Raw genomic sequence first — 20570 nt, forward strand, 5'->3', positions numbered from 1 at the left:
GTTATTCTTTGTCGGACTTCATATCCCTGTAAGCCCGCTTGATGTCGTCGAATTTGAGCTTCTGAGCCTTCCGGTCAACTGCCTTGAATTTGGCTTGGTTGATGAGGGCGTTCAGGTCTGCCCCACTCCACCCGCCGGTCTTCGACGCGACGCTCTGGGCTTGGTCTTGGGTGATCTCGTGGGGCACTTCCGCGAGCTTGATCTTGATGATCTCGAGTCGGGTGTCGGACTCAGGAAGTCCGATCTCGAAGTCCTCGTCAATGCGCCCCGGACGGAGGATCGCGTCATCCATCGACTCCTTGAGATTCGTCGTCAGGAGGATGATGTAGTCCTTGTCCTCCTTCGTGAGCGCCGAGAGGAACATATTGGTGATCTTCTTGTCCTCTGCGTGCGAATTGAGGCTGTCGTCACGGCTCCCCAGAAGCTGCTCGGCCTCGTCGATGAACACGACGCCGCCGAGTTCTTGGGCCTCCTCGAAGAGCCGCTGGATGATCTGCGGCGACTTGTTGATGAACTCGTGGGTGAGGTCCGCTTGGGTCAGCTCGACGAACGGCCGGTTGAGTTCGTTCGCTAGCGCACGGGCAAACAGCGTCTTCCCCGTCCCCGGCGGGCCGTAGAAGAGGAGCCCGCGCGAGGGCTCGATCCCGAAGCGGTCGTAACTGGGGTTGTTCCCCCGGAGCGGGCTGACCACCTGTTCGCGGAGTGCGTCCTTGACTTCGGGATACCCACCGATATCCTCGAAGCGCATCTCGGGCGGCTCCTCCCACGGGAATTGGTACTGAGTCACGGCCTCATCATCCGTTTCCTCGGCGGGCGTATCGCTCTCGTCGTCCTGTTCCTCGTCCGTGGCCGTCTCCTCGTCCGCTTCCTCGTCGTCACTATGGTCGACTGGCGTTACGGACCACTCAGGAGTGGTGTCCTCCTGAGGCCCGTCGTGCTGGTCGGTGTCCGGGGTATCTCGAAACGGGTGGTCGTCTGCCGATGCTCGGAGATCGGCGGGCGTCACGTCCGACGCCGTGTTGGTAGGCGAGCTGTGGCTGCCCGCATTTTCCTGCTCACTGGCCTTCTCGTCAAAGGGTGAGTTCAGGGTCAGCGTGTAGTCCATGAAGCCCATCCAGTGGAGGAACCGCTCAAAGCGGCTGTCGTCGTCTCGGCGGTAGCCAAACTTCGAGACCGAAGACTGCGACCGCTCGTGGTACAGGCCACTCAGAACCGCGAAATACCGGGGCAGGTAGCCTGTCGAGGTGGTGATCCGGGTCGTCCCACAGCCGGCGAGCGCCGTCGAAACGAACAGCGTGGCCGCATCTGCGGAACTACTGGCCCATTCAGGCGGCGTCGTACCAGCTATCACACCTGCGGTTAGGAGGATCACTCCGGTGGCAAGACTGGCAACGATCCCGCTGTGGAACGGACGCCAGTGCTTGTAGTTCAGATGGAGCCCGAGGCTGATCAGGCCCAAGAGGAGGATGAAGGCGGTGGAGGTCTCCATCACAAGGAGGATGAGTGCTGGGAGACCGAGGAATGTGAATCCCATCGGGGCGTCAGCATAGTCTTGGTGAGCGGGATCAACTTGGAGTAGCCACCGCCAGGAGAGCCACGCGAAGAGCAGCCCCGCGAGAATGTAGTAAATCATCAGAGACTCCCCCACAGAGCGTGACGCTTCTCAGACTCCGCCAACGGACCGAGGCGGGCGTACACCGGCTGAGGGGCGCGTTTGTGGTTCATTGTTTCCGTTCTAGATGGTTCTTAATGGTACTGATATATAAAGTCGTGTCCTGTGCTCAGAGTGGCACAAAAACACCCGTCCCACTGTGAACTCCACTTCTAAATTATACAAACTGTCTCAAATCGGCCCATTACGTTGGTGGCGTTGGGTCGGGCTCTTCGGGCGAGTGGGATGAGGTCGTGTCGGTTCTAGCTTTCGGAGTTGTCGTTCTGTTCAACCGCCTCGAGCGCGACCTCGTGGGCGACTCCATACTGTTCTGCGAGGAGCTTTGCGAGTTCGTCGCTGGTGGGGTTTTCCGTGATCTGCGATTTGGCGTATTCACGCACGGCTGTTACGGCATTCTGTAGATATACGACAGTCTGTTCCCGAGAGAGTCCATCGGGGAGATAATACTCGGCTGTATCCTGAAATGGTGAGCCGAAGAGAGAGCCCGCATTGTCGTCGATGGTTACGGACCCTTGCTCAGATAGTTGTTCATCGAGCTTCTGCGGTTCGATCACGAGCCGGCTTCCCCTCCCAGCAGTGTATTCGCCTAAGGCGGCCATGTCCTGTGGTGAGTCTCCCGCCTGACCGAGTAGGTGCGCGATTGTGCGAGGGGCTGGCGGTATCCAGCCTTCTGTAGTGAGGATACCTTTGAGCTGGTACTGGCGATCGCTGGAGGGGAGATTGAGTTCTTCCCGGCTGAACGTGAAAATCCCAACCGAGCCTTCTGGGAGTGTTGCGGAGTTCGGAAGCCCGACTTGTGATAGAACCGTCGAGTGTCCATCTGTGTCGTTCGAATTGTGTGTTGTCATGGTCGTACTTTGGTGGTTGTCGTCTTAAACAGTCCGCAAACTGGCCCGATCGGTGTTACTCCAGTTGGCCGTCGTTCTCTGCGAGGGTCTGCGCCTCCATCGCTATAGAGTCGCTACAGGTGATCCCCTCGGGGGCAACCTGACCGAGTTCGAGCAACGACGGGATGATCCGCTCTCGGTAGGCATCGAGATCGAGTCGGATGTTCTCTTCCCACCGGGACGGGAAGCTGTTGTTCGGCTTGTGAGCGTATTCCGTGAGCCGCTTGCCGTCGCCGAAGCGGGCTCCGACGATCGCGCCGGTCACAGCACCGACAGTGTCGGCGTCGTCGCCACGGTTCACGGCCTCAATGAGTGCGTCTCCGGGGTGTTTCGCGTTGAGCCCGATGTAGAGAGCCGTCTCGAGCGTGTCAAGCACGTAGCCGCCGTTGCTCAGTTCCTCCGGATCCGTATCGGGGAGGTTCTCGAGGAGTTCGACCAGTTCGTCCGGGGCATCCGATGAGAGTTCGTCGAGTGCGATCCCGAGCGGGTCGTTACGTCCGCGGATGATGCTCGCAAGGACGAGGTTGAGGGCGGCACAACCGTGGGTACACCGCGGATCTGCGTGGGTGATCTCTGAGGATTGCCGGCTCACCTCTTGGAGCGTGTCGAGGTCGTCAGGGTAGGCGATCGCGAGCGGGGCACACCGCATGATACTCCCGTTACCTGCTGAGCGGTACTCGCCGCGTTCCTCGACCGTCTGGTGGCCTGCCTCTCGTGGGTCAACCCCATTTCGGAGCTTGTCGATAGAGCTCAACGTTGTACTACCGATATCGAACGGCATGGATTCGAACCACGCAACGATCTGGTCTGCGTAATCGTCCATATCGAAGCCGTTGTTCCGAAGCAGGCTGGCGACGAGATACAGAGCGAGATTCGTGTCGTCAGTGATCGTCCCCGCCGGTTGATGGTGAGAGCCATCGCCAAGAAAGTCGGTTACGCGGCCGTACTTCTGTTGGATCTGATCCTCCGACATGAACTCGACCGGACGCCCCAGAGCGTCTCCGTACGCCTGTCCGATGATGATGCCTTTCGCTCGGTCGAGAGGCGTGATCAACTCACGTGTGGTGGGGTCTCGTCCGATCGTCCCTTCCGTGGATGCCTCAAGGCCCCACGTCGCTCGGATCTGATCTGCTTGGACGGATATCTTCCCGCTGGATTTGTGTTTCTGAAGTGGCGTTCTGAGTTCGGCATCTGCCACTTCCTGGTACGCTCTCACCAGCTCGAAGTCTGAGTGGAACGGGTGGAGTTCCTCGAAGTGGCCACTCGTAGGCTTCGGCCGATTTACCGCAGAGTAGTTGACGGAGGGGTAATTCCCGCCGGGGTTAACGTCGGAATCCCGGTGCGGCGGGGTAGTAATATCCATGTCCTTGATTCGTCGCATGTACTGTCTTAGGCTGGTAATCGCATTTATACCTTTGTCCCGGAGTTCAACAACCATCACCCACAACGGGTGCTACAAAACAATTTTTCTGTAGTGTCCTCTTTAGAGGAATTCTGCGCCGTCATCTCCATCGTCGTGTTCCTCCGAAGCGCCGACTTCACCTACATCTGCCTCCGACTCGTTGAGGACCTTGTTTACACTGTGTTCAGTGATTCCGGGACTGGGGACAGCATCTTCGTTTTCATGGACGTACTCGCCCCAGTTGTGGAGTCGCTCTGCGCCTTCTTGCGTCTCCAGCCCGGTCGTCTTGTCGGCCGCCATGTTCCGCACCGTGAAATCAACCAAGTTGTGATCCTCTTCTGAAGCCTCCTCCGGGTTCTCCATGGTCTCTTTCAACCGCTCACCCGCGTGGGAGTCTTCGTAGTTTTCCTCGCCCGTGAATCGGATGTCCTCCATCGGGATCGACTCTTTGCCTTGGACGAGAATTTCTCCTTCATCTTGGTTGTTGAACTCCGTAAAGTCGTGTTCGGTGGGCTCGTAACCGAGGCCGTCGACGGCGAGTACATCCTCTTCAGTTGCGTCCGCTCTCGTAACGACGGGTGAATTCTCCATCGACGAGAAGCCCTGTGCGACCCCTTCTTTGGTCGAATAGGCCATCGACTGCTCGTGTTCCGGGACCTCGACTTCGTCTGCTTCCGGGTGATCGATGAGGTCTGCTGCGATGTCGTTACCTCTGTAGCCCATCCCGCGGTGGACATGGGCCTCTCCATCTTCATCTGCGAGGTTCTCCTCGACGAACTTGTTTGACGCCTCCATGAAGTCACGGTGGACTTCCACCTCCCCCTCTGTGGGCTCGTAGTCGACGTCGTTGTCTCGGACCGGGTGATCGGTTTCGAGGGCCTCGTTCCCGACAATCTCCTGTTTGGTCACGTCTTCACTATTGAACTTCGAGGACCGCTTTCGCATCTGGAAGCGAGTGTAGAGGTTTTCAACGTCTTCGTCGCCGTGTTCGGCTTTCAGACTCTCGAAAAGCTCCTCCCGTTCGCCCACCTCAAGCATGTACTCCTCACCTTCTTCGGCCTGCTTGGTTGAGAGATTCCCGTAGTCCACATCGGCGTCGATGGCGTGTCCCGATTCTGGTTCCGGGCTGTGGGTTTCTGTGTGGTCACCTCCCGAGCTGTCGTGTGACGGTTCGTCGCCACCAGTATGCCCGTGGCCGTCCGTGCTGACAATGTCTTCACCAGCGACGGCATCGATGTTGCTCCGGATCACTTCGGCCCGGTTGTGTTCACCGCCGGAGACCTCGTCTTCGAGTTCTTCGACTGGCCCGAGGACATCATCAACCTCGCCGCTTTCATCGAGCTCGGTCGCAGTCTCGATCGCGCTGTCGGTGATTTCTTTCTCGTACTCCCATTTGTCGGTGTGGAAGTCGTCGTTGACTTCCCCGATGTGGGTTCCCGTGTCCGCGCCGGCTGCGGCGTTGATCTCCATCTCTGCGCTATCGGAGACGTCGCCGATATCGTCAGCAGTCCGATCGAAGTCCATCACGTGGAGGCCGCCTTCTTCATCGACGTGGACGTTGTCGGGGCTGGTGTCGAAGTTTCCAGCCAGCAATTGCGAGCCCATCAGGTCATCGAACTCCTCTCTGTCGACGTTCTCTAGGGCGCTATCTGGGGCGTCCTCGACGGCCCACGTTTCCGTTTCTGCGCCACCAACCTCCTGCTGGATGACTTCGTTCTCCTCCGCGTTGTACGCGACGTTGGGCGTTTCGTGGCCCATCTCCTGCGTGTACTGATGGCCGATCAGGGACTGCGTTTTCAGCTGTTCTGCCTTCTCTTCACCGTTCGCTTCTCCGAGTGCGTCGTAATCAGTGATGTAGAGGTCCTCTCCGGAGTCTTCGAGGGTCTCTTTCCGCATCGCACCGGCATCCACACTGAGGCCTTCGCCGAACCCTTCGTCTTCTCCATCAGATTCATCGACGTGGTCTCTCCAGTTGTGAGCGTCGTGGCTCCATTCGTCGCTATCGGAGACGCTAACGATCGGTTCACCCTCTGCATCCGGCGATTCGGAAGCCCCCGACGACGCGGTCTCGCTGCCCTCTGCCTCGAAGTGCCCGAAGTCCTCCCCAGCGGTGGGGGTGGGGGCAGCCTCGCTCGAATGTATTTCGTTACCACCCCCGTGTTCAAAAGGGCCGGTGTCACCCCCTCCCTCTTCCGTTTCTGAACCCCCACCCTCCTCCGTGGGTTCCTCAGCGGGTTCACTTCCGGTACCTTCACTCGTCTGACCGCCTTCACTAACGAATACGTCTTCATCTTCAACTGTGTCTGACCCGCCGGATTCAGTTTCGGAGCTGAAGTCGAACGGAGTGTTGACGTGTTCAGTGGCCGCTGACTGACCATCTGAAGAGTGAGATTCGGTGTCAGTTTCTGGTTCGCCTGAGCTCTCGGTGGCGACGTGCTCAGTGGTCATCGACTGACCATCTGAAGAGTGAGCTTCGGTGTCAGTTTCTGGTTCGCTTGAGCTCTCGGTGGCGACGTGTTCTGCGGCCGACTCACTCTCGTGACTCGAGGGCTCGCTGTGTGGCGTGTTGGGTTCACTGCTGTGTCCATCGCTGGAGGGGCCATTGTCGGGTGACGAGTGGTTGATCTCTTCTGTGGTGTGAAGCTTTGAGGTGGAGTCGTTATGCGGGACTAATTGCATGTACTCGTCGTCGGGATCGACTTCTTCCCCCTGTTCGTAGTCTCGGCCCATTGCTGGGGTTTCTCCCGCTCCGCCGTGCTTTTCGGAGTTGATGCTCGCATCGCCCATGGCGTTCTTCGTTGCCCACTGCCGGGTCGCGAAGCCATTGTCGGAGTCGAAGTTAACGACTTCTCCGCTTTGTGGGTCGCGCTCTTCTCCGTCGATCTCGGGCATATCGTCAGAACCCATGGCGTGTTCATCACTGAAGCGAACGTAGCCAACTTCAGCGCCGTCCTCCACCGGAGAGCCACTTTCGTCTGCTTCGGTGAAGATTCCTCGCTTGGCGATCTTATCGTGTCCTGCGGGCGTGGTGTCGCTGAAGGTCCAATCGCCTTCCATAGCAACGGATCCGGGGAGGTCACTTTCGGTATCTGCCTCCATCACTTCGTGGCCGGACTTCTGCTCTGTGCGACTCCACCCGCCAGATCCCGAACTTGAGTCGGAGGAGGGTGAACTTCCGCCCGATGGTGAGGAGACTCCACCGAATGAGGAGTCAGATGAACCGCCACTGGAACCACCCGATGTTGCGGCACTCGTGGTCGTAGAGCTACCGGCAGAAGTGCTCACATCCCAATCCGCTTCGCTTGAGTCGGTGGAACGTTCGGATTCGGATCCCGGCTCGGTGGTAGTCGTGGTGTCGGTCTCGCCCGAACCTTCGGTTCCTGAACCTCCCGACGCGGAAGTCTCTGTGGTTGTTTCACTACTACCCCGCGTGTCGGCGTCGTAGATCCCGTATCCTTCGGAAGTGCTACTCTCACTCGTCTTTGAGCCACCTTCTCCGGATCCGCCGATTCTGAGTGAGTTGTAGTTGTGGGCCCCCTCGTATCCGGTGTGGGTATCCTCGCTGAAGCCGTAGCGTTGTTCGGTTACTCCCTCGAGGTCAACCCGATCGCCGACGGCTTCTGAGAGGCTTTCGTTTGCTTCTTCGCTACCAGCATGAACAGGCGTTCGCGCTCCGTTCTCTGCTTGCGCGTAGTAGTTCCCCTCGTTGTTGGGGTCCTCTTGAAGGGTAACGTCGGACACTTTTGTCTTATCGCCCTCTATGCTGCTGTCGCCGATCATCTCGTCTACACGGACCTCGTTTTCATCGAAGGTCCGGGAATGCTCATCTGCCATCATCTGGAAGTTCCCATCGCTGTCCTCAGAGGTGGTTAGATTCCCAAGACGGGCTGTATCCCCGTGTGAGAAGCGCATGTCGGCATCCTCCCCGACGGCGAGGTCTCCAAGTTGGTCACCGCTCTCGGGATCGTGGACAGAGAACTCTTGTGCGTGTCCTTCTGCGGTAGCGTTGGGTGAGGACTGAAGCTGGACATCGTCGGAGAGATCGAATCGCTCTCCAGATTCTGCGACTGTCTCAGCGTTTTCGGTGACATCGCCAGCATTGATGTTCGCGGGCGGGTGTCGTCCAGGGCCTTCGTGACCTTGTCCCCCTTCTGATGCTTGCGGGGCCGCGCCGCCACCACCGCCACTACCGCCGCCTCCGCCGCCACCGCCACCGAACCCACCACCGGCCATTAGATACGGTGACTGAGCTCCGATCGTCCCTTTCATGCCTTCTTTGAAGAAGGCATCAGCAACATCACTACCGTGCTTGTTGATGTTGTTTCGGGTTTTCTGAAGACGCTCTGCATGGTGAGACATCTTCTCGTCGAGTTCGTCGGCGTGCTCGTGGTGGGCCTGTGCTTGTTCGTACTGGTCGTTCTGTTCTCCGCGGAGTCGGCCCCGATTCGAGCCCACAGAGGAAACTTGGAGTTCGCCGTCTTCGTCCAAGTATCCGAACTTCCCATCTTCGGTGAGTTCGGACACCCCTTGGCCTTCTTGCGGCGTCGTGCCTAAGCTTTCGCCAGCTTGGTCGATGTCGATCGCACCGTGTTCACCCTGACTCCAGTCGACGGAGTCGTTGAACTGATCGAGTTGTGCTCCCCGTTTGTCTCCTTTCTGTTGCTTGTAATCGCCGTAGAGCCGTTCCAAGTTCGCAGGCGAGCCCTTGCTTGCCGCTTTGGAAGAGACGCTGCTGACGGCGTTCGAGATGCGGGACTTGTTTCGGTCCTTGAAGTCTTTCGCACGAGAGACACCACCTTCGATGTAGCCTTTGGGTTCAGACGCTTCGGACGAACCGGCAACGCCAGTGACCTCGTCGGAGGGGCCGCCGGCTTCAGCTCCGGTCCCGCCGGGCATGTCTCCGGCGACGCCACCCTGAGACTCCGTGCTGGAGCTTTTGATGGTCTCTCCAGATTGGCTCGACATCACGTCGTTGAGGTCACTTCCAGAGCCCGCTGCCCCTCCCGTTCCTGAGCCAGTAGTGCTGCTTCCACCGGAACCGCCACCACCGCCACCACCGCCACTGGCACCACCCCCACCACCGCCCATGCCGCTTGCTTGCTCAGCGGCGCTTGACCCGCTCTGTGCCGCTTCTCCCGCAGCACCACCGAGCTTTCCGGAGACTGCGCCGAGAGCAGCGCCGCCTGCCATAGCCATCCCAGTCATCGCCTGTCCGGCACCGATGGGTTCGCCCGCCCAAGAGACGATTTTCCAGACGGATGCGATCATTATGAATGGGAAGCACAGGATGAGCGTCATGTACGTCCACAGACCGGCGATGGTGTTGTCTGCCGCCACGGGGTCAGACGCGATTGTGACCATTGAGAGCATGATAATCGCGATGATGGGGCCGGACAGGAGGGTGTACGTGCCCATCCGGAACCATTTGTTTGCGAACTCATTGACCGACTCGAGAAGCCCCCAGTCCGCATACCAGAAGACGATGAGGAGAGGTGAGGCGATGTAGACGATGTAGATGAGGAAGATTCTCATCTGGAGGAGTGTGAGAACGATCGCGAGGGCGATGAACACCGCGATAACCACCTTCACCAGAATTGCGGCTGAAGCCGCGATGATGATTCCACCAGCAGTTAGAACACCGATGCTAAGCATTCCGCCACTGACCGGATTCAACATGCCAGTTATTTGCCCGGCATCGGGGAGAATTGCGAGAGTGAGCGCGTTGGAAACATCGACGCCGAATCCGATGATCGGTCGGCTGACAGCCATTAGGGCGACAACGCCGACGATTCGGAGCCCCTGTCTCCAGAGGCTGGTCTTCTGCTCATCTGCAAACGGCATTGAGAGGAGACCCAAGATGATCATGATTGGGAAGAGAGCGAGAGAGATCTCAAACATGCTCATCCATGCTTCATCGGCATTTCCGTACGGGGTCGGGTCGATGATGATGAAGTCGGTTAAGTCGAAATCGAGGAGCGCATCTAAGACCCCCCTGCCCGCGTCCATGAGGAACTCTGGAGCAAATGAAAAGAACCGATCGATAAGCCCCTCTGCGATGAGGAAGGTGCTATACCAGAGAAAACTCCCGAGGATTGTTGGATTCATGGATATGGATGTGTATCTGGGATGGGGGTGTGCTTCGTTGAATTCTACTTCTTAACCGGGGGTAATCAGTATGTCGGTGAGTTAACCCCCCGATGGGGACTACAAGACGAGGAGTGCGATGAGGGCAATAATGATGATGACCAGTGGGACCATCTTGATTGCCCAGCTGCCAAACTCGGTGTCCGCGAAGGCCTCGATCTTCGCGGGTAGCGGGCTCGTTTGGCCGTCTTCCTGTTCGCTCTCGTGTTCGTCTACCGTTTCAGAGATGCCCCCCTCCTCGTCGTCGCTTGAACCGCCTCGGTTGGGGAGGATGCGGTCGAGGAGCGTATCTTCCGATTCGGTATCGTCATCGATCTGGTCACGTGCGTCCGGGGACTCGCTCTGTGTCGATGGGTCGGTGTCCGAACTTTCGACGGAGGGCTCTCGGTTGAGTTCGTCCTCGACGGCCCCTTCCTCGAAGGGGTCTCCCGGCGGGGTCGTGGGTGCCGAATTCTCAACAGCCGACTCGGGCCGGGTGGATGCCTCGGAGTCACGGTGGGGCGCGGATGGTGTGTCGTCGGTGGGTTGTTCATCTTCGAATTCGCTTGGGACCTCGGGGTTGCCCGCCGGCTTGCTAACCCGGAAGGGGTCGCGCACTTCCTGATTTTCTGGTTCCGGGGGAGATTCTGTTTGGCCTTTCTCGAATGTCTCGTGGTCGTATTCGGTGGTGTCCACGGCGGGGCCGGTCGGTGGGGAACCGTCGAACCCGTCTGTCGGTCCGGACTCTTGCTCGGGAGAAACCTCTGTGGGGACGGATGAGCCGAAGTTGCTCTCGTCGTTGTTTTTGCCCGAGGGGCCGACTTCGTGGCCTTGCTGTCTCGCGTACTCTTCGATGTCGAGCGTTTCTTCGATCATGTGGCGCTCGAAGTCCTCAGTCCAGATCTCGAGACGCCGCCGCCCGTGTTCTGAAGTCGACAGGAGACACTCTGAGAAGCCAGAGTTCTTCCCTCTCGCTGCTTGTCGGAGGAATCGAGCCTCCTCGCTACTGAAGTCGAAGTAGTCGATCAGCCTGTCCGAGACGTTCTCTTGGTAGAACAGCTGCTTAATGTCGCAGTTGTCGTAGATTTCGCGTTTCTGGTCGTTCTCTAGGAACTCGTCCGGCGTCTGTGAGATCAACGTCAGGCCCGCATCGAAGTGGCGCGAGTGGCGGATGAAGAGGTTGAGTAGGTTCCGAGCGCCGGGGCGGTCTAACAAGTAGTGAACCTCCTCGAACGTGATGTCGATCCGGTGGGGGCTTCTGCGAGCCTCCTGGTAGGCCCAGTCCAGCATCGTGTGCATGATCAGCGGCATCTCGCCCGTGTCTGCGAACGCCTCCATGTCGAAACAGACGGTGCGGTCGTCGAGCTTGATGTTCGTATGGCCGTTGAGGTTGTTGTTGACTGAGCCTTCTTTGAACGACTCAAACTTCGGGACGAGGTTCTGAGCGAGCTTGATGTGCTGGTCGGACGGGTCCATGACGATCTCCTTCGTCCGAGTCGGACAGTCCGCTAGCGTTCCCGCACCGTCGGCCATCGCTTGGTTGACGGGCGAGGTCTCGGAATTGAGGCCCCCCTGGGCGACGACCCGTACACCCTCGATCACATCGTCAAGGATTGGCGACTCGTGGTGGAACGTTTCGGGGTCTGCGGTGATCCCCTTTTTGGCGTATGCGTAGTGGATACACTGAGAGATGACGCCCTCTTCGCCAGCGTCCATCCCACCGCGTTCTGCTTGGTCGAAGTAGGTCTTCAGAATCTCGATGACGCTCCGGACCTTCTTCGTGTAGAGGTCGGTTGCCTCTTCGTTGTTGGTCGGCGGTTCGATCTGGAGCGGGTTGATGCGGTCTTCGCCGCCGAACTTGATGACGGTTCCGTCGATCTTCTCGGTGAAGTCCACGAAGTCGTCTCCGAGCGGGTCGAAGATTATCGTCCTGATGTCGGGATCGTTGAGCTGGCGGCGGTACATGGCCATCTTGACGGAGAAGGTCTTCCCACCGCCAATCTTCCCGGTGACAACCTTTGAGTATCCACTAAGGTCGAATCGGTCGACGATGACGGGCCGCTTGTTGTCGTCGAATCCGAAGTGGACGCCCTCTGGCTGAATAACGGGCGGCTCAACGAAATTGAAGAACGTCGCGAGTGCCTCCAGTTGAACCGTATTGTTGTTGCGGATGGGGTCTGTTCCGACAGGGGCAATCGCTTGCTGGCTCTCGATTTGCCGGCCCTCGACGGGTGCTAGGTCCATGCCTTGTTCGGACACTTTTCGCTGGACACTCCGGCTGGCTTCCTCAAGCTCGTCGAGAGTGTTGGCGTGGACCTCCATGTAGAACGAGAAGTTGAACAGCTTGGTTGTCCCCTCGATCACGTTGCGGAGGAGACGCTCCAGTTCCTTTCGCTCGTGTTCCTCTTCGTAGACGTCGGTCCGGCCCCGGCGCTGCTTCCACTGAATCGCGCTTTTCATCTGCGTTAGTCGCTGTTGAAGCCGCCCCTTCACAGATGAGGTGTCTCGAGGCTTGATGTGCATCGAGAGTCGGACGTCGTGTTCTGAAAGCGTAACTGGGATCAACCATCCGGGGGTCACAAGACGCGGGAGGCTGGTCGTGGTGAGGATCTGATAAAAGTCCCCGTCACGAGTGTGCCATTTCGTTTCCCGCTCCATGTTGTTCGGGGCGACGATGGAACGATCGACACGACCTCGCTCTTCCCCTGTTTCGAACGCAGAGAAGAGCTCGATGTCGTCGTCGACAGTATCGAGGTAGTAAGCGGCCTCCTCGATGTCTGCTCGCTTCGTTTCCCGCCCGATCGCTTCGAGGTATTCGATCGCGTCTTGGAGTTGCTCACCGTCTAGACTGTCGATGTCGAGTCGACCGCCTTCATCGGTGTCTGTGTCTCTTCCGATGAGGTCGTTGAAGTTGTCCTTGATGTTGTCTTTGATAGCCATAGTGTGATGTGGATGATAGTGTAGCCGCTGTTCTTACGGCGAGACGTGGGTAGTGACCAGTCGTTTTCGTCCAGATGACATTAGTCTGCTGGTCGTGGGAGGTTGGTTGGATCGTCTGCTTCGGGCGTTGTCTGGGCGGTGTCTTGGATGGTCTCGGTGCCGGAAGGCGTGCTGTCTGCGTCGGTCGGGCCTTTCGTCAGCCAGCCGTGGTCTAGTGAGGCCGGCGGCTCTCGGCCCTTGTAGTAGTAGTAGAGGACTTCCAACGCATCGTCTCGGTTGTCGATGGCGTTGGTATCTACACCCGTCCGGGGGAGAGCTGATTTCACGTTGTCTGCCCGCGACCAGAGTTCATCGTATCGCTTCTCCTGGTCAACCTTCGAGCCCTTGGGCCTGAACCGATCGAGGAAAGAGCCCGCGCCTGCCTCCTCGTGTTCTTCGTACTTCTGAGCAGTTACAGTGATGAAGTGGCGGCGATCTCTGATCTCCCCCATTTCAATCGTCTTCTCCAACCACTGAACGTGGTGGATTCGACCGAATTCGAGATACTTGCTCTCGTTGGGGGGCTTATTCTTGTTCGTCTTCTTGACGTTCTCGGCGTATTCCTCTGCGTTGAACGGGACGGGGAGGGTGAAAATTTGAATTGGTGATTTCACCCCCATGAGGAATTGTGAGAAGGAGTGATACACCGCCTTTCGGGACTGACTATCCAAGATCAACCACGGCCGGGGTTCGATCTCGATCATCAGCGCGTACGCTTCATCCGTTTCGATGACGCCGTCGTCATGGACCGCTTCAAAGTCGAGGTTCTCAATTGTGTTTTCGTCTCCAAACATGGCGTTGGTGTCGTGGTCCTCTTCGGGTGGCTTCTCCGTCTGCGTGTTCTCTGGTCCATCCTGAATCTCAACGGGATCTGTTTGTGTCTGGATCGGCTTCCACATGAATCGATCAGGCCCGAGATAGTACCGGACCATACCGAACAGGAACGCAGCTGGACTCTGTCCCTCTGGTGTTCGGACGTAGACAGCCGTCCCGATCGCGCCCCCCACAAGCACGGCCGGACCGAAGATGATTGCGGGGAAGTTGAGAACGGTCAGAATGAGGCCAGGAGCCATCGGAACGAGGTATGACTGTAGAAGTCGCTGTAATGAAAAGCCAAAGAGCTTCGTTTTGAGCAACTTCTCAGCGACAGGGACTGGCTCCATCTTCGTCTATGTCAACCCAGACCGCTATAATATATCTTTGGGCGTTGTCCTGTTTATTTGATAAGATATCTGTGCGGACATACCCCTCGGTCAGGGTTGCGAAAAATATGAAACGGAGTTAGGGCGTTTCGTCCCTATCAGACGTCGCCGATGAACGCTGCTAACTGGAGCAGGATGTCCATCGCGAGTGCGAGACCGAACAGGATGAAGCCGCCGACCATGGCGGTGTAGCCTGCCTGCGACCACGAGGAGTTCTTACTGCCGAGTGCCCACAGCGTGATGCCGTGGAGCAGGATGATCGGACCGAGTAGGTACGCGATGTTCCGGAGCAGCTCGTGGATCCGGCCGAGTAGGCTGATGATCTCGAGTTCGGTGACGGATGTTTGGATGATTGTACTGGGGCTGCCGGTGGCCGCTGCTTCACCGACAAGCAAGGTCGTTACTAACGCGAAGGCAGCACTCCACTTCAGCGTGGCCCGCGTATTGGATTTCGTTGAGGTCGTCATTTTGGCTCGTTGTAGGTTTGGTTTGGCTCGTGCGACAAGGGTTTGAGAACCCGTTAAGTCGCTATTCTAAACCGGGGGATATGATTGTTTCCCCCCAGTTGTGGTTATTCTCCTTGTTCGCCGATGCCTTCGACAGTTGCTCCAATACGCACGTGGGCGAGTTGGGCTTCTGCTGCGACGTCGTCCCGGTTGTCGGATGCGACTAGTACGACGTGGACGTACTCTCCCTCAAGCGGGAATGTGACCATGTGGTCGTTGGTCACAACCTCGCCGTTGAATGAGAGGGCGACCTCTTCAACAGCAACGGCGTGCTCGTGGTTCTGGACGAACGTGTCGATGTTGTCCCCCTCTTCTCTGACGTAGTTCGTGTCCGGGTCGAGCATGTCGCCCGATTCGAGGTTGCCATCTTCCGTGACGTACACGCGCATGTTCATAGTCGTCTCGTGAACAGGCCCAACAAGACCAGATTGACCGCTTGCGATCCCCCTCACGTCGACGAAGCCCGTGTCTAAGGCGTTCCCCAACGAGATATGTTCGTCATATCTGACCGCCCCTGCTTCATTTGGTGTTCCACTAAAGTCGAGGTTGAAGGTTTCACCAACAGAGACAGGGCGAGCTTCTCCACTCGATCGCTGGTAGTCGAACTGCCAACCATTCATCGTCCCGTCTTGGAACTCAGTGCTGTAGTACGTCGGGGGTTCCGCCTCGAGTGCGGGGTTCGCAAGGGGAGCCCGATCGATGTCCCCAGTGAAGACCCAGGAGGCGAGGTTGAACGTCGGAACCACCCCGATTATTACAACCCCGGCGATTATTGCGCCGAATAGCAGTGATTGGGCGAGTTCCTGTCCGCGAACACTCTTCGTGTACGTGAACACCATGAACCCGACGACGAGTGCGATCATGACGATGATCAGCAGGTGGGTCGTCGAGATGTCGAGTGCGCTGATAAGCACGCCGACTGTTCGGTCATATCCCTGATCAGCATCAAGGACAACGGGGCCCTCAGCAGTCAATGGGTCGCCCTCGGTCGTTTCCTGTAGCGTCACGAGCTTGAGGTCGACGATCTCGAAGGCCGTATCTGACGAGAGAGTGTAGTCGAACTCGTGTGTCTGAGGTTCAAACTCAACAGTCAGCTCCGATCGGGAGTTTCCGGAGATACTCCCAGAGCCGACTTCTTGACCGAACTGTCTGATAGAGGCGTCAACGGGTTCGTTACCAGTCTCTACGGTCGCAATCACGTAGACGTTGCGAACGCCGTCTTCTGTGATTGCAGATTCACTGAAGGATCTCGTGATGTCCCCAGCTGCGGACAGGGTTGGTTCACTCTGGGTGCTCCAGAATCCAGGGTTATACACAGCACCGCTGAACCCATCGATTGAATCCAGCTCACTAGCATCCTGTGTATCGGGCTGGCCTTGGTAGTTCGGGAATCCAAAGTTCTCGTTCAGAGAGTTCAGTGCACCAGTACCGGGCGTTTCGTCGTTGTTACTGGAACCAGGTCTATATCTCCATTTGAGATCGCCTGTTTCGCCGTCGATTTTGTACCAACGGCCACCATTAGTGGAGGTTCCGGTGTAGACATTTTGGTTCGCGTCGACCGTCATGGTGTCAACATCGGCACGTGGGTTATTACCCACGTCATGTGCCCATTCTTCAGAGAATGTTTGACTGAATTTGTGGACAGCATCGTCGCCATGTGCGAAGATGTAACCACGCGGGCCGATGTGCATTGTACTGTAGTAGTCGTTGCCGGTGCTATCAGGGTACTCAGCAACAAGACTACCAGAATCGTCAACACGTTTGAACATCTTATCACCGCGGTCGTGGTAGAACAAGTCACCACTATCTGGCTCAATTGCGCCAGAGAAGATAGAGCCCTCAGCATCGCTGGTCGGGTTGCTCTGATCGATGTGCCAGAGAGAGGACCCATCGGAGAGGTTGAGTAGGCCAACACCAGCATGACCACCGTAGTACATTTTGTCCCCGTCGGGGTGAATCTTAGTAAACCTGATGTCGGGGTTTATATTCACCTGCCAGTATTGGTCTGGGTCGCCTGTTGATTCGTTCACTTCCTTGGAGTACGCACTTACTCGGCCCCCCGCAGAGGATGTGATGAGTTTGCCGTCGGAGGTTGCACGCAGATGACGACTCGAGTCAGAAACGGACCAAACGAGTTCGCCAGTGTCCGCTCTCCTCATGCGAAGCTCGTTTCTATCTGTGTCGGTGTGTGCCACCATGCTTCCATCGTCAATGACGGCGATGCCAGCGATTCGACCGTTGTTATTGGTCCGAGTCCGCCAGAGATGGCCGCTGCCGTCATTCGTCACACGGTACAGTGCGACTCGTGCGTCATTTTCGCGAGTGCCGCCAAAGAACATCTCGTCCATCTCTTCCAGCTCGTATTGATCTGGATCAACATGGGAGGTGTTCTCGAATTCCTCTTCGTAGTATGTTTCCTCGGACAAGATCTGTCCACTGACCATTCCAAAACCGACTCCAGCCACGGCCAACGCAGCGATAGCTACGACTAGAACGGTAAGGGTTCGCTTCTGATTGCTCATGTGTACTATGTACGTGGAGACATCGAAAGGGGCTGATTTATACCTTTTCCTCAATTTCCCGATCCGGTTCAAAATAAAGACACACAACGGTGATACGTTTTACAGATTGGCAGTTCTCCGCTCGGTGGGCGTTAGCCGCTAAAGTCGATCTTGTCGGGCGTTTTCTGTTCGTTGATCACGGTTTCTGCGAAATTCTCTGGGAAGTTGGTTGCCTCAATGAATATGCGGATGTTCGTCGCGCCCGTGTGGGTGAAAATGTCGAACCGGGTCTGATACTCTTGGCCGGCGTCGAGTGAGAAGATCTGTTCTGCCTCTTCAAGGGCGACTGACTCGCCTAACGCTTCGATCGTTAATCGAAACTCACCCAGACGACCAGTGTTCTTCACTAAGATGAGGGTCCGAGCCCGGTCGTCGGTATTTCTGAAGTTGCCGATCTCGGAGACAACTTCAACGATTTCTGGGTTTGGATCGGGTTCATCTACCGACTCTTCGCCACTGTCACCTGTCACGGAGGCGCAACCGGCGATCGCACCAACCAATCCACACGCTCCTGCGGCTACTGCTTTGCGTCGGGTGTACTCGGTCTTATGGCTCATATTAGGCCTACTACGGTGTACAGCGAATGTGTTTATAAGCCTTTAGGGGGGGGTAGGCTCGCGTAGTTGAAACAACATCAGGTCGTTTCAGACCCGAATCAGCCCCCGAAGATGAGGCTGATGAAGACGTGGACGATCGCGGCAAACGCCCGTTCGCTTACGGACATGGCCATGAGAACGATACCAGCATAGGTGATCTTCTGTGATTTTGAGCGGAAGATGCTGCGGTGTTTCGTGATACCCCACAGTGCCGAGCCGAACGTCGTTGCGGCCATACCGGTTATGGCGGCCATTTGTGAGAACGTTCCTGAGAGGTCCAGTATCCGGAGTATCCCATCGTTATCACTGAACTGTTCGAGATACAGATTCGGGTACATACTCTCAGCGTGTCCGATCCCGTTTGTGTGGCCAGTCATGATGTACGAGGTAGCTTCGTAGAATCCACCGACGAAGAGGACGGACACGAGTGCCATCCCGCCACCCAGAAAGAGGCCTTTGAATCGCCTGTGGGTAGCTGGGTTCGACCGCGTCGCGACGAGACCCAGCCCTCCGATAATAAACGCAACCCATCCGAGGGCTTCGGCAGTGATAATGCTGATATCGAAAATACGCCAAGTGAAGGATGTCAGTTCGGTGTAGACCATTAGGGGATTGGTGTGGTGAAACGGTGATACGTAGCTTAGCGTGGGGCGTGGGGTTCGGCCGATCTAGTCCTGTCCCACGCCGGGGGCAGTGGGGGACGCATCCGGGTCGGGTTCGGTGTCGGCCATCTCCTCGCGGATGATTTCTTGGACCTCCTCTGTCGCCTCGATCGCCGCGTCGCGGTACTGCTCGAGGTCAGTCCCATATCGCTCTGCTGCGAGAGCGGCTGCGTCGTTAGCGTCGTTACTGAAGTTCGTGAGACGGGTGGCCGTCTTCTCTGCGGTGTCTTTGACCCAAGAATCGTACAGGGCCTCAGGGATGTCGGTGATGCTCTCGACGCGGACCTTCGGGACTGGCCCAGAGTCACCAGAGAACGTGACTGCCTTCCCCGTGACGGCGACAAATTCGGGCGGGTCAAGTTGCCGCATGTTCGCGATTGCCTCTGGTTCGAACTGGCCGGCGTCGATCGGGAATCGCCCAGTGGGATCCTGAAGTTCGCCGCGGATGTAGTTCTCGCTGTCCGGGTCGTCGACGATGTCGACGAGGGATCCGACGAGGAACACGCGGTGCGCCCACTGGCCGGTTGGGAGGAGAACCATGTTGGGCGATCGATCGCCGTCTCCTCTCGTTTCTTCGTACGTTGCGTCTTTGTATTCCCACGCGAACACGCGCCGGGCGGGATTTCGTGATGGTGTGCTTTGGCTCATGGGTCTGGTTACGGGAGCTGTTCGAGCTCTTGTTTGACGTTCTCGAGGTCAGTCACGGACGGCGGGTTGAGTAACTCGAAGTCGGAGACGTTGAACGATCGGCCGCGGTCGCGACCGTGGAATCGGATGTATTCACCGTGGAGTTGGCTGACGATGTACTCTTTGACGACTCCGGTGTAGTCGTATTTCTCGACTAACTGCTCGGCCTGCTCGAACGTTAACTGCGCGAGCGAGTCGGTCTGCTCGGCGTTGAGAAAGACCGTCCAAGAGTCTTCGCCGTCGTCGACGACGGCTTTCGTCCGGATGTCTGTCTCGGATTCCACTTCACCACAGTCGGGGCAGACGGTCGGATCCTGAAGGACCCGCCGGCACGTTTCGTTGGGGCAGCGTTCGATCAGGCCCATCTGGTCTTGGAAATCGACGAGGACGCCCTCGATGGTTTCCGTGTAGGTGTCAGGATCGATGCCGAGTGCGTCGTCGCCTTCGAGACGTTCCGCTTGGGTCGTTCCCGTGAGCTTCAATTCGACGTTCCCGTCGAATTCCGTCGTCACAACGGGATCGAATCGGTAGGTTTCCCCAGTGACCAGCTCGGTCTCGAAGCCGGAGTTCTGCCACGAGACGAATCGAACAGTCCCGGTTTCATCAGCGAGACGTCCCTGCTGGTCCATCTCACTGTACGAGGGATCGTAGGCCTCGATGACGGTGCCGATGAACTCGATCCACTCACCTTCTTCTTCGAGTTGGCTGGCGGTTAGTTGCGGGTTGACGCCCGAGGGAGGCGATGGGTTACTCCCACCAGAGATGTACTGGCGAGGGTTATCCGCGCCGGCTTCTCGGAGGAGACTCCGGGAGACGTAGCGAACTGCGTCTTCGGGATCGACTCGTTTCTGTCTGTGATCTTCGATGGCGTTCGAGATCGCTTCATCGGTCGTTTCGACTGAGATACCGTCTTTTTCGGCACTTTCCAATGCCTCACGGACCTCGTCGACGTGATCTTGATGTTTGATGTCAGTCATGCGTGTGTTCAGTTGCCGGAGGGGTTCATTTTGGAAAAGGCCAGATCAACGATTCGGCTCGTTAATACAGCGGGCCTTTGTCTCCGGTTGTGAATTCTACTTCTGAGCCTGCCTATATTATGTTTCCGGGGGTGGTGAGGAGGTAGGCCCCGCACATAGATTTTAGTTCTCGGGGCGTGACGCGGTAGATATGAGGGGAAAAGAGAAATCACTTAGTCGGTCTCGAGAACCCCGAGACCCATTTCGGTTAGTCGGCACAGCATCGCAAGACGGAGGGGGTACCAACCAACCCGAGATGTGGGATACACAAAGAAAA

12 protein-coding genes are annotated in these 20570 nt (G+C 57.3%); all 12 read right to left on the reverse strand.

Going from position 1 to position 20570, the window contains the following annotated elements:
* Nucleotide 1 precedes the first annotated feature (1 nt).
* The gene (locus NO887_RS09395; protein WP_256418078.1) at nucleotides 2-1633 is read right to left on the reverse strand and encodes an ATP-binding protein; all 1632 of its coding nucleotides are present in this window, start codon (nucleotides 1631-1633) and stop codon (nucleotides 2-4) included.
* Nucleotides 1634-1914: 281 nt separating this feature from the next.
* Nucleotides 1915-2520: a hypothetical protein gene (locus tag NO887_RS09400; RefSeq protein WP_256397242.1), complete on the reverse strand. Its 606-nt coding sequence runs from the start codon at nucleotides 2518-2520 to the stop codon at nucleotides 1915-1917.
* A gap of 55 nt (nucleotides 2521-2575) precedes the next feature.
* Complete coding sequence (locus NO887_RS09405; RefSeq protein ID WP_256397241.1) at nucleotides 2576-3940, reverse strand: ADP-ribosylglycohydrolase family protein; 1365 nt, start codon at nucleotides 3938-3940, stop codon at nucleotides 2576-2578.
* Between the two features lie 102 nt (nucleotides 3941-4042).
* Nucleotides 4043-10066: a TrbL/VirB6 family protein gene (locus NO887_RS09410; RefSeq protein ID WP_256418079.1), complete on the reverse strand. Its 6024-nt coding sequence runs from the start codon at nucleotides 10064-10066 to the stop codon at nucleotides 4043-4045.
* Between the two features lie 99 nt (nucleotides 10067-10165).
* Entirely contained in the window at nucleotides 10166-13024 is a 2859-nt protein-coding gene (locus NO887_RS09415; protein ID WP_256418080.1) for a hypothetical protein, read from the reverse strand.
* A gap of 80 nt (nucleotides 13025-13104) precedes the next feature.
* Entirely contained in the window at nucleotides 13105-14226 is a 1122-nt protein-coding gene (locus tag NO887_RS09420) for a hypothetical protein (RefSeq protein ID WP_256418081.1), read from the reverse strand.
* Nucleotides 14227-14363: 137 nt separating this feature from the next.
* Nucleotides 14364-14732 (reverse strand): hypothetical protein, encoded by a 369-nt coding sequence (locus NO887_RS09425; RefSeq protein ID WP_256397237.1) that lies wholly within the window; start codon nucleotides 14730-14732, stop codon nucleotides 14364-14366.
* Nucleotides 14733-14836: 104 nt separating this feature from the next.
* Nucleotides 14837-17293 (reverse strand): outer membrane protein assembly factor BamB family protein, encoded by a 2457-nt coding sequence (locus NO887_RS09430; protein ID WP_256418082.1) that lies wholly within the window; start codon nucleotides 17291-17293, stop codon nucleotides 14837-14839.
* Nucleotides 17294-17424: 131 nt separating this feature from the next.
* The gene (locus tag NO887_RS09435; protein WP_256418083.1) at nucleotides 17425-17889 is read right to left on the reverse strand and encodes a hypothetical protein; all 465 of its coding nucleotides are present in this window, start codon (nucleotides 17887-17889) and stop codon (nucleotides 17425-17427) included.
* A 98-nt stretch (nucleotides 17890-17987) separates the two neighbouring features.
* Nucleotides 17988-18533: a hypothetical protein gene (locus NO887_RS09440; protein WP_256418084.1), complete on the reverse strand. Its 546-nt coding sequence runs from the start codon at nucleotides 18531-18533 to the stop codon at nucleotides 17988-17990.
* A gap of 63 nt (nucleotides 18534-18596) precedes the next feature.
* Nucleotides 18597-19238, reverse strand: a complete 642-nt coding sequence (locus NO887_RS09445) for a DNA-binding protein (RefSeq protein ID WP_256418085.1) — start codon at nucleotides 19236-19238, stop codon at nucleotides 18597-18599.
* Between the two features lie 8 nt (nucleotides 19239-19246).
* Nucleotides 19247-20254 (reverse strand): hypothetical protein, encoded by a 1008-nt coding sequence (locus NO887_RS09450; RefSeq protein WP_256397232.1) that lies wholly within the window; start codon nucleotides 20252-20254, stop codon nucleotides 19247-19249.
* Nucleotides 20255-20570: the final 316 nt, after the last annotated feature.

This window comes from Halorubrum laminariae (assembly GCF_024494655.1).
Classification (GTDB): Archaea; Halobacteriota; Halobacteria; order Halobacteriales; family Haloferacaceae; genus Halorubrum; species Halorubrum laminariae.

What these genes read in the sequence shown, in the direction of transcription:
- NO887_RS09395 (WP_256418078.1), bottom strand. Translation starts at nt 1,633, where the DNA reads ATGATTTACTACATTCTCGCGGGGCTGCTCTTCGCGTGGCTCTCCTGG.
- NO887_RS09400 (WP_256397242.1), bottom strand. Translation starts at nt 2,520, where the DNA reads ATGACAACACACAATTCGAACGACACAGATGGACACTCGACGGTTCTA.
- NO887_RS09405 (WP_256397241.1), bottom strand. Translation starts at nt 3,940, where the DNA reads ATGCGACGAATCAAGGACATGGATATTACTACCCCGCCGCACCGGGAT.
- NO887_RS09410 (WP_256418079.1), bottom strand. Translation starts at nt 10,066, where the DNA reads ATGAATCCAACAATCCTCGGGAGTTTTCTCTGGTATAGCACCTTCCTC.
- NO887_RS09415 (WP_256418080.1), bottom strand. Translation starts at nt 13,024, where the DNA reads ATGGCTATCAAAGACAACATCAAGGACAACTTCAACGACCTCATCGGA.
- NO887_RS09420 (WP_256418081.1), bottom strand. Translation starts at nt 14,226, where the DNA reads ATGGAGCCAGTCCCTGTCGCTGAGAAGTTGCTCAAAACGAAGCTCTTT.
- NO887_RS09425 (WP_256397237.1), bottom strand. Translation starts at nt 14,732, where the DNA reads ATGACGACCTCAACGAAATCCAATACGCGGGCCACGCTGAAGTGGAGT.
- NO887_RS09430 (WP_256418082.1), bottom strand. Translation starts at nt 17,293, where the DNA reads ATGAGCAATCAGAAGCGAACCCTTACCGTTCTAGTCGTAGCTATCGCT.
- NO887_RS09435 (WP_256418083.1), bottom strand. Translation starts at nt 17,889, where the DNA reads ATGAGCCATAAGACCGAGTACACCCGACGCAAAGCAGTAGCCGCAGGA.
- NO887_RS09440 (WP_256418084.1), bottom strand. Translation starts at nt 18,533, where the DNA reads ATGGTCTACACCGAACTGACATCCTTCACTTGGCGTATTTTCGATATC.
- NO887_RS09445 (WP_256418085.1), bottom strand. Translation starts at nt 19,238, where the DNA reads ATGAGCCAAAGCACACCATCACGAAATCCCGCCCGGCGCGTGTTCGCG.
- NO887_RS09450 (WP_256397232.1), bottom strand. Translation starts at nt 20,254, where the DNA reads ATGACTGACATCAAACATCAAGATCACGTCGACGAGGTCCGTGAGGCA.